The 14,715-nt window shown below is 71.2% G+C and carries 13 protein-coding genes; 9 read left to right on the forward strand and 4 right to left on the reverse strand.

The features are described 5' to 3' along the window. The first annotated feature begins 1 nt into the window (after position 1). The gene (locus tag IOE58_RS01055; RefSeq protein ID WP_193864581.1) at positions 2-1,321 is read left to right on the forward strand and encodes an MFS transporter; all 1,320 of its coding nucleotides are present in this window, start codon (positions 2-4) and stop codon (positions 1,319-1,321) included. A gap of 95 nt (positions 1,322-1,416) precedes the next feature. Here IOE58_RS01055 and IOE58_RS01060 read toward each other — a convergent pair whose 3' ends face one another. Continuing rightward, entirely contained in the window at positions 1,417-1,815 is a 399-nt protein-coding gene (locus IOE58_RS01060) for a DUF1844 domain-containing protein (protein WP_396121490.1), read from the reverse strand. A gap of 110 nt (positions 1,816-1,925) precedes the next feature. Continuing rightward, positions 1,926-2,858: a DUF4352 domain-containing protein gene (locus IOE58_RS14715; protein ID WP_193864582.1), complete on the reverse strand. Its 933-nt coding sequence runs from the start codon at positions 2,856-2,858 to the stop codon at positions 1,926-1,928. A gap of 365 nt (positions 2,859-3,223) precedes the next feature. Between IOE58_RS14715 and infC the strand changes: the two genes are divergently transcribed. From infC to IOE58_RS01090, 5 genes are read left to right on the forward strand one after another with little or no spacing between them, the layout of a single operon-like run. Beyond that, positions 3,224-3,868, forward strand: coding sequence for a translation initiation factor IF-3 (gene infC, locus IOE58_RS01070; protein ID WP_193864885.1), 645 nt, complete (start codon positions 3,224-3,226; stop codon positions 3,866-3,868). 24 nt (positions 3,869-3,892) lie between these two features. Next, entirely contained in the window at positions 3,893-4,087 is a 195-nt protein-coding gene (rpmI, locus tag IOE58_RS01075) for a 50S ribosomal protein L35 (protein WP_193864583.1), read from the forward strand. Between the two features lie 58 nt (positions 4,088-4,145). Beyond that, positions 4,146-4,526, forward strand: a complete 381-nt coding sequence (gene rplT / locus IOE58_RS01080) for a 50S ribosomal protein L20 (protein WP_017824692.1) — start codon at positions 4,146-4,148, stop codon at positions 4,524-4,526. Positions 4,527-4,538: 12 nt separating this feature from the next. Beyond that, positions 4,539-5,396 carry a TrmH family RNA methyltransferase gene (locus tag IOE58_RS01085; RefSeq protein WP_193864584.1) on the forward strand — a complete coding sequence of 286 codons (858 nt, stop codon included), beginning with the start codon at positions 4,539-4,541 and terminating at the stop codon, positions 5,394-5,396. Further along, entirely contained in the window at positions 5,393-7,444 is a 2,052-nt protein-coding gene (locus tag IOE58_RS01090) for a bifunctional copper resistance protein CopD/cytochrome c oxidase assembly protein (RefSeq protein WP_193864585.1), read from the forward strand. The genes IOE58_RS01085 and IOE58_RS01090 overlap by 4 nt, the downstream gene beginning before the upstream one ends. 15 nt (positions 7,445-7,459) lie before the next feature. Here IOE58_RS01090 and IOE58_RS01095 read toward each other — a convergent pair whose 3' ends face one another. Together IOE58_RS01095 and IOE58_RS01100 are read right to left on the reverse strand one after the other, a co-directional pair. Next, on the reverse strand, positions 7,460-8,080 hold the full coding sequence (locus tag IOE58_RS01095) for an MBL fold metallo-hydrolase (protein ID WP_193864586.1): 621 nt from the start codon (positions 8,078-8,080) through the stop codon (positions 7,460-7,462). Continuing rightward, complete coding sequence (locus IOE58_RS01100; protein WP_193864587.1) at positions 8,077-9,177, reverse strand: S-(hydroxymethyl)mycothiol dehydrogenase; 1,101 nt, start codon at positions 9,175-9,177, stop codon at positions 8,077-8,079. Before IOE58_RS01100 ends, IOE58_RS01095 begins: the two co-directional genes overlap by 4 nt. Before the next feature lie 550 nt (positions 9,178-9,727). Here IOE58_RS01100 and pheS point away from each other — a divergent pair. The 3 genes from pheS to argC all read left to right on the forward strand — a co-directional run bounded on the left by pheS (position 9,728) and on the right by argC (position 14,695). Continuing rightward, positions 9,728-10,813 carry a phenylalanine--tRNA ligase subunit alpha gene (pheS, locus tag IOE58_RS01105; RefSeq protein WP_193864886.1) on the forward strand — a complete coding sequence of 362 codons (1,086 nt, stop codon included), beginning with the start codon at positions 9,728-9,730 and terminating at the stop codon, positions 10,811-10,813. 1 nt (position 10,814) lies between these two features. Beyond that, on the forward strand, positions 10,815-13,433 hold the full coding sequence (gene pheT, locus IOE58_RS01110) for a phenylalanine--tRNA ligase subunit beta (protein ID WP_193864588.1): 2,619 nt from the start codon (positions 10,815-10,817) through the stop codon (positions 13,431-13,433). Positions 13,434-13,621: 188 nt separating this feature from the next. After that, the gene (gene argC / locus IOE58_RS01115) at positions 13,622-14,695 is read left to right on the forward strand and encodes an N-acetyl-gamma-glutamyl-phosphate reductase (RefSeq protein WP_193864589.1); all 1,074 of its coding nucleotides are present in this window, start codon (positions 13,622-13,624) and stop codon (positions 14,693-14,695) included. Positions 14,696-14,715: the final 20 nt, after the last annotated feature.

The following is a 14,715-nucleotide window of genomic DNA, read 5'->3' on the forward strand; positions in this document are numbered from 1 at the left end:
GATGGACGCCTACCGTCGGGTGCTGAGCATTCCCGGCACCGCCGCCGTGCTGCTGCTGGGCCTGCTGGCCCGCATCCCCTTCTCGACCCTCGGCCTGCTGCTGACCCTGCACACCGTGCTTACGCTGGAGCGCAGCTACTTCGAGGCCGGTCTCATCGTGGCCGCCTCGACCATCGGCACGACCGTCTCCTCTCCATGGCGGGGCAGGCTGCTGGACAGGTACGGGCTGCGCCGCGCAGTGATCCCCTCGATCGTGATCCAGCCGCTGGCCCTGATCGCCGCCTCCCTCGCGACGTACGAGGCGCTCGTGCTGATCGCCTTCGTGGGAGGCATGTTCAGCCTGCCCGTCTGGGCGATCGTGCGCACCTCGCTGTCGGTGCTGGTGCCCGCCTCACTGCGCCGATCGGCCTTCGCCCTCGACTCCATGACCACGGAACTGGTGTTCATGGCGGGGCCGGCAGCGATCACCATCGCGGCCCTCGCCATCACCACCCAGGTCTGCCTGGTGATCGTGGCGGCCCTGATCGCACTGGCCGGCATCGGACTGCTGATCGCCGATCCGCCCACCCGCAGCGACCAGGTGATGCTCCCCACCAAGCTGCCGCCGGCGCTCGCCGCCAGCGAGGGAGCAGCTGCCGCGCAGAAGGAGGGCTACGCCGAGCAGCGCGTGGCCGAGGACCTCACCACCGGGCAGATCCCGGTGGTCGACCCGCAGGCCAGTGCGAGTGCCCGTGCCGCGCTGCTGAGCCTGGGCGGGATGGCCGCGCTGATCGCCACCGCCGTCGGCTCCACCACCATCACCGCCACCGACCTTTCCCTGGTCGCGATCCTCGAGCGCGCAGGCTCCACGGGACTGATCGCCCCGATCATGACGGTGTGGTGCGCGGGCTCCCTTGTGGGCGGCTTCGCCTACGGGGCGGCTCGACGCACCATCGGCCCGCTGTGGGTGCTGCTGGCCCTGGGCCTGCTGTCGATACCGGTGGGGTTCGTCCACAACCCCTGGCTGCTGGGAGTCGCCGTGTTCGGCGCCGGGCTGGCCCTGGCGCCGATCATCACCGCGACCAGTGAGTCCATCTCCCGACGGGTCTCCGAGGAGGTGCGCGGCGAGGCGATGGGATGGCACGGCAGTGCGATGACCATCGGCGCCGCCGTCGGGTCCCCACTGTTCGGGGCGGTCATCGACGGCCTCGGACCGGCCTGGGGCGTGGGGACCGCCGCCTTGCTGGCCACCGGTGTCGCGGCAGCCGGACTGATCGCGACCGGGATCCGACGGTCGCACCGGCGCCGGGTGCTCCAGGGACGCTTCGGAGAGGTCGCCTGAGCGGACAGTGGCCGTGCGAGGGCTGTCGAGCGATCTGGTGCAGGGCGCGGTGAGCGAGGAACCCTGGTATCAGCGGTGAGCGGGAAGCCCTGGTATCAGGAGACCCGGCCGGTCCACTTCTCGCCGGGCGCCTGCCCGGGCGGATCCGGGAAGGGCAGCGCCTCGGCGAAGGCCAGCTGCAGGGAGCGCAGACCATCGCGCAGCGAACGCGCGTGCACGCTGCCGATCTCAGGCGCGGCGGCGGTGACCAGGCCGGCCAGGGCCGTGATCAGCTTACGGGCCTCGTCGAGGTCCTGGTACTGACCGGTCTCCTCATCCTCGGCCAGGCCCACCTTGACCGCCGCGGCGCTCATCAGGTGCACGCACGAACTGGTGATGATCTCCGCTGCATTGACATCGGCGATGTCCCGCAGCTCCTGCCCCGCGCCGCCCGGGACGGGTTCGGTGACGCCGGCGGCGTCGGGTGCGGGTTCGGGGCGGGGCGACTGGTCCACGGTTCTCCTGCTGAGGTGTCGGCCGGGACCATCATCGGGCCCCGGGAGGTGCCGGCGGGCCGGGCCCGCGCATCGGAACCCACAGTAGAGCGAAATCGGCGCGGGCGTTTTCAGCCCCCGAGCGTGAGCTCTCCCGTGAGCTCACCGGTGCCGCCGCCTTCTGCCCAGAACAGTTCGATGTGCACCGAAGCGGGCTCGGCACCCACCGGCACATCGAACACCGCGTGGACGGCGGTGCTCTCACCGGCATCCGCGGTGCCGCGCGGCTGGGTGGGGGCATCGAGGATCTCCGAGGCGTCCGTGTCCGGGGTGATGGTGTCGCCATCGGCGGTCTCGAGCTGCATGGACGCGTTGGTGACGATGACGGTGCGTTCCGAGGCATTGTCCACGTCGATGGTCACCACCACGTACTCACCCTCGGGCTGCGACCGCCCGTCCTGTCCCCGCAGCTCGGTGAGTCCCGCCCGGGTGGAGACCTCGGTGACCGTGACCTCGCCGATGGTGAGCCCGGGGCCGCCGCCGGCCGCCGGCTGGTCCGTGTCGTCGGAATGGGCGGGATCGAGCTCGGAGGAGGGGGCCGGAGCGCCGGGGTCCTCGGCCGCGGGGTCGTCGCCGCTCAGGGCCCGGATGGTGATCACTCCGCCGCCGATGCCCAGGGCGAGGACCAGGACGAACGCCGAGATGGCCGCCAGCGCCAGGTGGCGCGGCCGTTGCCGGGGCTCAGGCTCCGGCGCGGGCAGGGCGGGCGCACGGTTGGGGCACGCCGGCCTGGGAGGCGGGGTCGGGAAACCCTCAGGAACGGGACGCAGCACCGCCCTGGGCGCGGTGCCTGTGGGAACACCGGTGGAGGGGTGGGAGCGGGAGGCGGTCTCGCTGCCGGGGCCGTCCGCCTGTTCGGGAGCCACTTCTGACGTGGAGCCCGCGGATCCCGGGGAGTCCGGCTCGGTCGGCGAGCCCGGGCCCGCATGCTCCGTGGCACCGGACGGAGAACCATCCGTCGCCCCGTCGGCCGGGATCTCGGAGCCGTCGCGATCGGTGGCCACCCGGTCCCCCTCGGTTCTCGCTGTTCACTGCGCGACGCACATCACCTGGACGGCGAGCGTGCTGCTGGTAGGATAGTGGACCGGAACATGGCGTTTCCCTATCGTTCAGATCCTTGTCCAGGCCTCCTGAATGCCGGTCTCCAGAGGACCGGCTCCCCGGAAGGCGCAGCCCGTCACCGGGCCTGGCGCAGCGGATCAGTTCTCGGAAGTGGAGTCCCCTCCCACCTCGTGGCTCGCGGTCACCAGGTCAGTATCGCAGCCGGGCGCAGCGCTCGGTCGGCGCCTCCCGGCGTCGTGCATCACGGGGCCTCCGCATCTGCGGGGGCCTTCGTCATGTCCGACACGAACCGAGGTGAGGAGCCAACATCAGCGAACAGCGCATCAACGGTCAGATCAGGGTGCCCAAGGTCCTTCTGGTCGGTCCCGCCGGCGAGCAGGTCGGCATCGTCCGGGTGGAGGACGCCCTCCGCCTGGCCAACGAGGCGAATCTCGACCTGGTCGAGGTGGCGCCCGGGGCCAACCCGCCGGTCGCACGCCTCATGGATTACGGCAAGTACAAGTACGAAGCCAATCTGAAGGCCCGTGAGGCGCGCAAGAACCAGGCCAACACCGTCCAGAAGGAAATCCGGATGGGCCTGAAGATCGACAAGCACGATTACGAGACCAAGCGCCGCAACGTCGAGAAGTTCCTCGCCGGTGGTGACAAGGTCAAGGTGATCATCCGGTTCCGCGGCCGCGAGCAGTCCCGCCCCGAGATGGGCGTCAAGCTGCTGGGCCGCATGGCCGAGGACGTCTCCGAGTACGGCTTCGTCGAGTCGCACCCGCGACAGGACGGCCGCAACATGGTGATGGTCTTCGGACCGCACAAGAAGAAGGCCCAGGCGATGGCGGAGGCGCGCAAGCGCCGGTCCGACGCCGAGAAGGCCGCCAAGCGCGGCGATGACACCGCGTCCACCACGCCCGACGGGACCGAGGACGCCGCCGAGTCCGGCGCCGATTCCCAGTCCTGACACCGCACGAAGGAGAACAGGCAGATGCCGAAGAACAAGACCCACTCGGGCACCAAGAAGCGCGTCCGCGTGACCGGCTCGGGCAAGCTGATGCGGGAGAAGGCGAACGCTCGTCACCTCCTGGAGCACAAGTCCTCCAACCGCAAGCGCCGCCTCGGCAGCGACACCCAGGTGTCCAAGGCCGATACCAAGCGCATCAACAAGCTGCTGGGCCGCTGACGCCCTGCGGGGCCGCAGCGCCCCGCCCCACATCCGTAGAACGAAGCAAGGAGTACACGTGGCACGCGTGAAGCGGGCGGTCAACGCCCAGAAGAAGCGTCGGGAGATCCTCGAGCAGGCCAGCGGCTACCGCGGTCAGCGCTCTCGTCTGTACCGCAAGGCCAAGGAGCAGGTGCTCCACTCGGCCACCTACAACTACCGCGACCGCAAGGTCCGCAAGAGCGACTTCCGCCGCCTGTGGATCCAGCGCATCAACGCCGCGGCCCGCGCCAACGGCATGACCTACAACCGCTTCATCCAGGGCCTGGGCCTGGCGGGTGTCGAGGTCGACCGTCGCATGCTGGCCGAGCTGGCCGTCAACGACGCCCCGGCCTTCGCGGCCCTGGTCGAGGTCGCCAAGGGCGCCCTGCCCAAGGACGTCAACGCTCCTGCTGCCTGACCGGCGCCTTTCGTGACCGACGAGCGCCCGGACCAGTCCCCGATCACCTCGCCCCGCTCAGAGCGGGTGCGCAGGATCGCGGCACTGGCCGGGCGCTCGGCACGTCGCAAGCAGGGGCGCTTCCGGGTGGAGGGCCCACAGGCCGTGCGCTCCCTTCTCGCCGAGCGCCCCGATCTGACCCTCGAGCTCTACCTCACCGAGCGCTGCGAGTCCGATCACCCCGAGCTGGCAGCGCTGGCCGCAGCAGCCCGGATCCCGCTGCACCGGGTGGAGGACCCGGCGCTGCGGGCAATGGTGCGTGAAGGGGAGGGCGCGCTGGTCACACCTCAGGGCGCAGTGGCTGTGGGTCGCCTCCCTCAGGAGGACGCCCGCAGCGCGGTCGAGGCGATCGGAGCCCAGCCCGCCGAGGGTCCGCTCACCGTGGTCGTGCTGCACGAGGTGCGCGACCCCGGCAACGTGGGCACCCTGATCCGCACCGCCGATGCCGCCGGTGCCGATCTCGTGGTCCTCACCCGCACCAGTGCGGACCCGTACTCGCCGAAGGCCGTCCGGGCCTGTGCGGGTAGCCTGTTCCACCTGCCCGTGGTCACCGGGGGCGATATCGACCAGGTGCTCGCCGCACTGGCCCACAGCCACGTGGTGGCCGCGGCGACCAGCGGCCACGCATCACTGGACCTGTTCGAGGCGGAGCTGCCGGCACGCATCGCATGGCTGCTGGGCAACGAGGCCCATGGACTCGACGCCGCCACCCTCGAGGCGGCACCGCTGGCGGTGCGGATCCCGCTGGCCGGCCGCGCCGAATCGCTCAACGTGCACACCGCGGCCACCGTGTGCCTGTTCGAGACACTTCGCCGGCGGGGACGCGGATGACAGCCCGCCGTCTCACCCTGCTCACCCTTCCCGCCCTGCTGGCGCTCACGATCGGCGCCGCACTGCTCGGGCTGATCGCCACCGGTGCCGCCGCACCGCAGACCCTCGTACCAGCCTCCCCGCTGGTCACCTGGGGCGTTCCCGTCGTCCGCTCCCTGCACCACCTGGGCCTGCTGCTCGCCGTCGGAGCAGGAGGCACGGCGGTCCTCCTCCTGCCGGGCCCCTCGCGCCGGGAGGTGACCAGCCTCGCCGGTGCCCGGGGGCACACGGTGCGGATCGCCGCCGCCGGTGCCGCACTGTGGGCGGCGGCATCCCTCGCCCTGGTGCCGCTGGGCGGTCTGGAGGCCGCGGGAGCCGGGTCCGGCCTCGCCGTGTGGGACATCGCGCTGTCGACCGAGCTGGGGCGCCTCCAGCTGACCATCGCCGTCATCGCTGCGATCAGCGCAGCCTTCTCCGCCGCGGCCCGTTCCACGGTGATGGCGGCGTGGGGGCTGGCCTTCGCGGGCATCGGCACCGGATTCCTGGGGCTGGCCGGCCATGCGGGCGCCAGCCTCGACCATCTGAACGCTGTCAACGGCATGGCCGTGCACCTGGTCGCGGTGACCGTGTGGGCCGGCGGGCTGCTGGTGATCGGGCTGATCAGCCCCCTGCTCGATCAGACACAGCTGGCCGTGACCATCGGCCGGTTCTCGCCCTGGGCGCTGGCAGCGGTGGTGGGGCTCGCGTTCAGCGGGGTGCTCAGCGCCGGGATCCGCATGTCCTCCCTCGCCGAGCTGGCCACCACCGGCTACGGGCGCATCGTCGCCCTCAAGGCACTGGCCCTGGTGGGTCTGGCTGTGCTGGGTGCGCTGCAGCGACGGCGTCTGGGGGACCGGGTGCGGTTCCGCCACCTGGCAGTGACGGGGGGCGCGGTGATGGCCCTGGTGATCGGCGCCTCGATCGCTCTGGGTCGCAGCGCCCCCCCGGTGCCGCAGGAGATCCCCGCCGTGGGCGACCTGCGGGTGCTGTCCCTGGCGGGGTTCTTGCCTCCCGAGGAGCCGTTCAACCCGACCACCATGTTCACCGAGGTGCAGCCGGACTGGGTGGCCCTGCTGCTGGCGGTGGTGATGGCCGGCTTCTACATCGCGGGGGTCGTGCGTCTGCGCCGCCGCGGCGACCAGTGGCCGATGCTGCGCACCGTCCTGTTCGTGCTGGGCTGCGTGGCGTTCGCCTGGGTGATGAGCGGTGGCGCTGCCGCGTACGGCCGGTTCCGGTTCGACGCCCACATGGTCCAGCACATGGCCATGATGATGATCGTGCCTCCCCTGTGGGTGATGGGCGGTGTCGTCACCCTGCTCTCTCGCGCGCAGAGCCCGCGCACCGACGGCTCCCGCGGGATCCGCGAATGGGTGTTGGCGGCACTGCACTCCGGCTACGCCCGGACCGTCTCGTCACCGCCGCTGGCCGGGATGTTCTTCGCCGGTTCGCTGGTGGTCTTCTACTTCACGCCGCTGTTCGAGCTGGCGATGTACCACCACCTCGGGCACGTGCTGATGACCGTGCACTTCCTGCTGTCGGGATACCTGTTCGCGTGGGTGCTGATCGGCGTGGACCCCTCCACCCGGCCTATCAACCCGGTGATGAAGCTGGTGACACTGCTGGTGACGCTGGCCTTCCATGCGTTCTTCGGGGTGGCGGTGGTCTCGGCCACCTGGCTGATCGCCGAGAACTGGTACACGGACCTGGGGATGTACACCGGCGAGCAGCTGGCACTGATCCAGACTCGCGGAGGCTCGATCATGTGGGCCGTCTCCGAGATCCCCACCGTGCTGTACGCCCTGGTGGTCGCCGTGCAGTGGATGCGCTCGGAAGATCGGCGCGCCACCCAGTGGGATCGCAAGGCCGATCGAGACGGGGAGGCCGAGCTCGCCGCGTACAACGCCTACCTGGCATCGATACGGGGCGAGGCGCACCCCGGCGAGGAGCCTTCCTGCGAGGAGTCTTCCGGTGCGACGCCCCCCGGTGCGGAGCCCGAAACCCCGGACGCTGGAGAGCGCCGCGCCCGCTGAGGCAGCGCGGACTGCTCAGAGCCAGTCGCCGGTGGCGCTCTCCTTCTCCGCCCCGATGGTGGTGTCGTCGCCGTGGCCCGTGTGGACCACGGTCTCCTCGGGTAGCACGAACAGGCGCTCGCGGATCGACTCCTCGATCGTCTCGCGATTGGAGAAGGAGCGCCCGGTCGCACCGGGGCCGCCCTGGAACAGGGTGTCGCCGCTGAACAGCGCACCCAGCATCTCCACGTAGTAGCAGGTGGAGCCGGGGGAGTGGCCGGGGGTGTGCAGGGCCTCGATGTCGGTCCCACCCACGCTGAACACGTCCCCGTCGGCCACGTCGTCGTCCCACGGCAGGTCCCCGTGGGTCAGCTGCCACACCTCACGGTCCGCGGGGTTCAGCAGCAGCGGGGCCTCCAGCTCAGCGGCCAGCTCCGGGGCGAAACGCACGTGGTCGTCGTGGGCGTGGGTGAGGAGGATGCCCACGCATTCCCGCTCGCCCACCAGGTCCTTCACGGCCTGGACGTCGTGCGGGGCGTCGAACACCACGCACTGCTGGTCATCGCCCAGCACCCAGACGTTGTTGTCCACCTCGTGGGTCTCCCCGTCCAGAGTGAAGGTGCCGGAGGTGACGGCGTGATCGAGCCGGATGCTCATCGCTCGATCACCGCCACGGTGCGCAGGGTCTCACCGTCGTGCAGGGAATCCATCGCCGCATCCACTCCTTCGAGAGTTGTCCTGCCGGTGACGAACCGGTCCAGGGGGAGCCGACCCTGCAGGTACAGGTCGGTCAGATAGGGCAAGTCCCGTTCGGGCAGGCAGTCGCCGTACCAGGAGGACTTCAGGGCGCCGCCGCGACCGAACACGTCCAGCAGCGGGAGGGTGAGTTCGACGCCGGGACGAGGGACGCCCACCAGCACCACGCGGCCGGCCAGGTCCCGCGCGTAGAACGCGGTCTCGTAGGTGGCGGGGATGCCCACGGCGTCGATCACCACGTCGGCTCCGACGCCGTCGGTGAGCTCCTGGACCTTCCCGGCGATCTGCTGGGGCTCCAGGCCCTTGGTATCGATGGTGTGGGTGGCTCCCAGCTCCTCGGCCGCGGCGAACTTCTTGCCGTCCACGTCGAGCCCGATGATGGTGGTGGCCCCGGCGAGCTTCGCACCGGCGATCGCCGCGCAGCCCACGCCGCCCAGGCCGATCACCGCCACGGACTCGCCGCGCTGGACGGCGCCGGTGTTGACCGCGGCGCCGATGCCGGCCATCACTCCGCAGCCCAGGAGCCCTGCGACCTCGGCGGGGGCGTCCTCGTTCACCTTGGTGCACTGGCCCTCGTGGACGAGGGTCTTCTCGGCGAAGGCCCCGATCCCCAGGGCGGCGGTGAGCTCGGTGCCGTCCTCCAGGGTCATGGGCGTCGAGGCGTTGTGGGTGTCGAAGCAGTACTGGGTGACGCCCTTGCGGCAGGCACGGCACTGCCCGCACACCGCGCGCCAGTTCAGAACCACGTAGTCACCCACCTCGACATGGGTGACGGCCTCGCCGATCTGGGCGACCCGGCCGGCCGCTTCGTGCCCCAGCAGGAAGGGGAACTCATCGTTGATGCCGCCGTCGCGGTAGGCCAGGTCGGTGTGGCACACCCCGCAGGCCTCGATGTCGACCACCACATCGTTCGGGCCGGGATCGGGGATCACGATGTCCACCAGCTCCGCGGGCTGCTTCTCTGATCGGGCGACGACGCCCTTGACGGTCGTGGGCACGGGTCCTCCTGGGTGCTCGGGCTCTGCTCATCGGCCAGCCTAGCCGCCGGGCCTCCGCTGTGTCCCGGCCAGGGGGCTGGCCGGGGCCAGCGGAGGAGCCGCAGCTCTGCAGTGCTCCAGAGCCACTGGAAGGCATCATTGCCCGGTCAGTCCCACGAGTGACCGCGGAGACCTTGGCGAGGTCAGTTCAAGCGCCCCCCGGCCGTCCCGTCCGAGTGATCGCGCACGATCAGCTCGTCCGCGAAAGTGCGGTGCGGTCCTTCCCGGTGGCGGAGATGTTCAGCTCATCGGTGCCCGCCGTGAGCCGGGAGTTCGAACCGCGTTCCGAGGCAGTACCGGCTGCTCCGTGTCCGCTCCGTGCGTGAGCATGTCGACACCTCACCTGGAACCTTCCCGGAAGTGTAAGGGGGGCGCGGCGAACACGACATGGGGAGCAGTCCCCATCCCTCCTAGAATGGACAGCGGTGCCCGCGCCCGACGCGGGCGTTCCCGTGCCCGCCGGACGAAAGCGATACCCGTGTCCGAAACATCCCCCGCCTCCGAGGCGCCCGTGATCGACGAAGCCACCATCGGTGCTGCCGTCGACGCAGCGCTCGCCGCCGTCGCCGCGGCGCGCAGCACCGCCGAGCTGAAGCAGGTGCGCATCGACCACACCGGGGACTCCTCCGTGCTGGCCACTGCGAACCGTTCCATCAAGGACCTGCCCAAGGACCAGAAGGCCGCGGCCGGCAAGCTGGTGGGGCAGGGCAAGGGGCGCGTGCAGAAGGCCATCGGGCAGCGGCAGGGCGAGTTGGCCGCTGCCGAGGAGGAGGCCGCGCTGGCTGCGGAGACGGTCGACGTCACCCTCCCGGTGGACCGCCGGCCCCGCGGGGCGACGCATCCTCTGACCACCCTGACCGACCGCATCAGCGACGTCTTCGTGGGGATGGGCTGGGAGGTCGCGGAGGGCCCGGAGATCGAAGCGGAGTGGTTCAACTTCGACGCCCTGAACTTCGATGTGGACCACCCGGCCCGCCAGATGCAGGACACCTTCTACGTGGCCGGACCGGACGGCGGCGAGGGCAGCGGGCAGATCCTGCGCACCCACACCTCCCCGGTGCAGGCCCGCTCCCTGCTGGAGCGCGGCGTGCCGCTGTACATCGTGTGCCCGGGCGAGGTGTTCCGCACCGATGAGCTCGATGCCACCCACACCCCGGTGTTCCACCAGGTGGAGGGCCTCGCGATCGACAAGGACCTCACCATGGCCCATCTGGTGGGCACCCTGGACGCCCTGGCCAGGGAGCTGTTCGGCGGTGAGCCGATCACGCGCCTGCGCCCCAGCTTCTTCCCCTTCACCGAGCCCAGCGCGGAGATGGACTTCCGCTGCTTCTCCTGCGAGGCCCGCCACGGCCTGGACCACGACGCGGATCCCGCCTGCCGGGTGTGCGGCGGCACCGGATGGATCGAGATGGGCGGCTGCGGGATGGTCAACCCCGCCGTGCTGCGCGCTTGCGGCGTGGATCCCGAGGAGTACCAGGGCTTCGCCTTCGGCCTGGGCATCGAGCGCATCTTGATGCTGCGCAACGGGGTGGAGGACATGCGCGACATGGTGGAGGGCGACGTCCGCTTCTCCCAGCACTACGGAACGGAGATCTGAGATGCCCCGCATCCCGCTGACCTGGCTCGCCGAGCACGTCACCCTGCGCGAGGGGGCCGGCGCCGAATCGGTCGCCGCCGATCTCGTCTCCGTCGGCCTCGAGGAGGAGGCCATCCACGGCGCCCAGGTGACCGGACCGCTCGTGGTGGGCCGCGTGCTCGCCCTCGAGAAGGAGCCGCAGAAGAACGGCAAGACCATCAACTGGTGCCGGGTGGACGTGGGCCCCGAGCACAACGAGGACGCCGACGATCCCAAGGACCCTCAGCCCGGCCCGGAGCAGCCCTCCCGCGGCATCGTCTGCGGTGCCCACAACTTCGAGGTGGGCGACCTGGTGGTGGTGTCCCTGCCCGGCACCGTGCTGCCGGGCGACTTCGCCATCGCGGCCAGGAAGACCTACGGCCACACCTCCGACGGCATGATCTGCTCCGGCGAGGAGCTGGGCCTGGGCGCGGACCCGGAGGGCGAGGACGGCATCATCGTGCTGGGTCGCGGTCTCGGTGCGGGCCTGACCGGTGAGCCCGGTGACGACGCCATCGCTCTGCTGGGACTCGGCGACGAGACCGTCGAGATCAACGTGACCCCGGATCGCGGCTACTGCTTCTCCATGCGCGGCGTGGCCCGCGAGTACTCCCACGCCACGGGCGGTGCGTTCGTGGACCCCGTGACCACCGTCGACGCGCCGGAGGGCACCCGCGGCGGGGTGCCGGTGCAGCTGCGGGACGATGCCCCGCTGCGGGGCGGCGAGGGCTGCACCCGGTTCGTGACCCTCGAGGTTCGCGGCACCGACGCCACCGCCCCCACGCCGCGCTGGATGAGCCGTCGCCTCACCCAGGCCGGGATGCGGCCCATCTCCCTGATCGTCGACGTCACCAACTACGTGATGCTGGATCTGGGCCAGCCCCTGCACGCCTACGACGCGGAGAAGGTGGTCGCCCCGATCATCGTTCGCCGTGCCCGGGCGGGCGAGAAGCTGACCACGCTGGACGATGTCGAGCGCACCCTGGATGCCGAGGACCTGCTGATCACCGACTGCGGCGGACCAGAGGGGGATCGTGTGCTGGGCCTGGCCGGGGTGATGGGCGGGGCGGAGACGGAAGTCACCGATGCCACCCGCAACGTGATCCTCGAGGCCGCCACGTTCCAGCAGATCACCGTGGCGCGCACCGCCCGCCGCCACCGCCTGCCCTCGGAGGCCTCCAAGCGCTTCGAGCGCGGTGTGGACCCGCACCTGCCGCTGGTGGCCGCCCAGCGTGCCGCCGAGCTGATCGTCCAGTACGGTGGCGGCGAGATCGACCACCGCGTCACCGACGAGGGCACCATCACCGAACCCTCCGCGATCGACTTCCCGATCGCGGACGCCGAGCGCGTGGTGGGCGTGGCCTACACCCCCGAGCAGGTGCGCAGCAGCCTCGAGATGATCGGCTGCACCGTCGAGGAGGCCGGCGCCCCGGCGGGCGGCAGCGGCGACATGCTGCGTGTCACCCCGCCCAGCTGGCGCCCCGATCTGGTGGTCCGTGAGGACCTCGTCGAGGAGATCGCGCGGCTGGTCGGATACGAACAGATCCCCTCCGTGCTGCCCACCGCCCCCGGTGGTCGCGGGCTCACCCGTTCCCAGCGGGGCCGCCGTAACGCCGGGCGGGCGCTGGCCGAGGCGGGCCTCACGGAGGTCGCCTCCTACCCGTTCATCGGCGAGGGCGTGTTCGACCAGCTGCGCTACGACGCGGAGGACGAGCGCCGCCGCGCCGTGCGCCTGTTGAACCCCCTGGCCGACGACGAGCCGCTGATGCGCACCGCGCTGCTGCAGACCCTGCTGCCGGTGGCGCGCCGCAACCTGGGCCGCGGCGAGGAGAGCGTGGCGATCTTCCAGGTGGGGTCGGTGTCGCTCTCCCGCGGCGAGGCCGGTGTCTCGCCCGTGCCCTCGGCCGCGCAGCGACCCTCGGACGAGGAGCTCGCCGCCGTGCAGGACGCCCTGCCCGCACAGACCCGGCGCCTGGCGGTCGTGATCGGTGGAGCCAGCGGCCCCGGATCCTGGATGGGGGACGCACCCGCCTGGGGGTGGGCCGACGCCATCGACCTCGCGCACCGTGTCGCGGCCTCCGTGGGGGCGCACCTCGAGGTGCGTCAGGCCGAGCACGCGCCCTTCCACCCCGGCCGCACCGCCGAGCTGACCGTCCAGGGCGCCGACGGCGAGCAGGCCGTCGTGGGACATGCCGGGGAGCTGCACCCCGCAGTGATCAAGGCGTACTCCCTTCCCGCCCGCAGCAGCGCCCTCGAACTGGACCTGGAGGCCGTGATCGCGGCGGCCCCCGCGGTGGTCGAGGCCGTACCGGTGCCCACGTTCCCCCCGGCCAAGGAGGACTTCGCCTTCGTGGTCGATCAGGACGTGCCCGCCTCGGCCGTCGAGGCCGCGATCGTGGTGGGCATCGGAGATCTCGCCGAGAGCGTTCGCCTGTTCGACGTGTACACCGGCGATCAGATCGGCGAGGGCAAGAAGTCGCTTGCCTTCGCGGTGCGGCTGCGGTCCGAGGACGGCACCCTCACCGGCGAGCAGATCGGTGCGGCCCGCGAGCGCTGCATCCGCGCGGTGGAGGACGCCGTAGGAGGCGTGCTGCGAGCGTGAGTGTCTACGGCACCTACTTAACCGCTGAACCAGGAGCTTAACCGCTCCAGGTGGGCACTGTGCAACCCGAGGGGCCCCTTCGAGGGGCGTCCGTGTCGAAACCGTTACCGACGAGGCCCCCCGCCCGTACGAGGTGTGCACCACAGCCGAGTTGGCTGATCATGCACGGGCATGTATAGACTTTCGCCATGTCTGTCACGCAGTCCCTGCCCCGCATCGCGGTCGTCGGCGCCTCCGGATACGCCGGGGGCGAGACGCTGCGCCTGCTGGCCGGGCACCCCGGGGTCCAGGTTGCCACGGTGGCCGCGCACTCCAGTGCAGGCAAGCAGCTGAGCGAGGTCGCCCCGCACGTGGACCTCGGGCACGACCCGGTGCTCCAGGAGACCACGGTCGAGAACCTGTGCGGACATGACGCCGTGGTCCTCGCCCTGCCCCACGGGCAGTCCGGACACATCGCCGCCCAGCTGCGGCAGGTGGATCCGCAGGTGCTCGTGCTCGACCTCGGGGCGGACCACCGCCTGGACAGCGCCCAGGACTGGGAGGACTACTACGGCAGCGAGCACTCCGGCACCTGGACCTACGGCATGCCGGAGCTGCCCCTCGCCGATGGCACGCGTCAGCGCGAGCTGCTGCGCGGGACTCGCGAGATCGCCGTGCCCGGCTGCAACGCCACCGCCGTCACCCTCGGGGTCGCGCCCCTGGTGCGCAGAGGACTCATCGACGGCGGCGCGCTCGGCGCCGTGCTCCCCGTCGGCTACTCCGGTGCGGGCCGCACCGCCAAGCAGCACCTGCTGTTCAGCGAGGCGCAAGGATCCGCGTCGCCCTATGCCGTGGGAGGCTCCCACCGGCACGTGCCCGAGATCCTGCAGAACCTGCGCCGCGCCGGTGCCGAGGGCGAACTGCGCCTGACCTTCACCCCCGTGCTGGTGCCCATGAGCCGCGGCATCCTCGCGGTGATCAATGCCCCCGTCGATCCCGGCACCACCACCGCGGACCTGCTGGAGGCGCTCGGGGCCGACTACGGCCAGGAGCACTTCCTCACCGTCCTGCCGGAGGGCCGGATGCCCACCACCGGCCAGGTCACCGGCGCCAACACGGTGCGCATCGGCGCGGCGGTGGATCGTCGCAGCGGCCAGGCCACGGTGATCGCCGCCCTCGACAACCTGGTCAAGGGCACCGCCGGTGCCGCCCTGCAGTCCCTCAACCTCGCCCTGGGCCTGCCGGAGCGAACCGGGCTGAGCCGAACCGCGCTCGCCCCCTGAGCCCGGCAGCCCCCGCACCA

It is taken from the genome of Brachybacterium epidermidis (assembly GCF_015209585.1).
Classification (GTDB): Bacteria; Actinomycetota; Actinomycetes; order Actinomycetales; family Dermabacteraceae; genus Brachybacterium; species Brachybacterium epidermidis.

Excerpts from the sequence above, each read along its gene's own strand:
- IOE58_RS01055 (WP_193864581.1), top strand. The coding sequence starts at position 2 with ATGGACGCCTACCGTCGGGTGCTGAGCATTCCCGGCACCGCCGCCGTG.
- rpmI (WP_193864583.1), top strand. The coding sequence starts at position 3,893 with ATGCCGAAGAACAAGACCCACTCGGGCACCAAGAAGCGCGTCCGCGTG.
- IOE58_RS01090 (WP_193864585.1), top strand. The coding sequence starts at position 5,393 with ATGACAGCCCGCCGTCTCACCCTGCTCACCCTTCCCGCCCTGCTGGCG.
- IOE58_RS01095 (WP_193864586.1), bottom strand. The coding sequence starts at position 8,080 with ATGAGCATCCGGCTCGATCACGCCGTCACCTCCGGCACCTTCACTCTG.
- pheT (WP_193864588.1), top strand. The coding sequence starts at position 10,815 with ATGCCCCGCATCCCGCTGACCTGGCTCGCCGAGCACGTCACCCTGCGC.
- argC (WP_193864589.1), top strand. The coding sequence starts at position 13,622 with ATGTCTGTCACGCAGTCCCTGCCCCGCATCGCGGTCGTCGGCGCCTCC.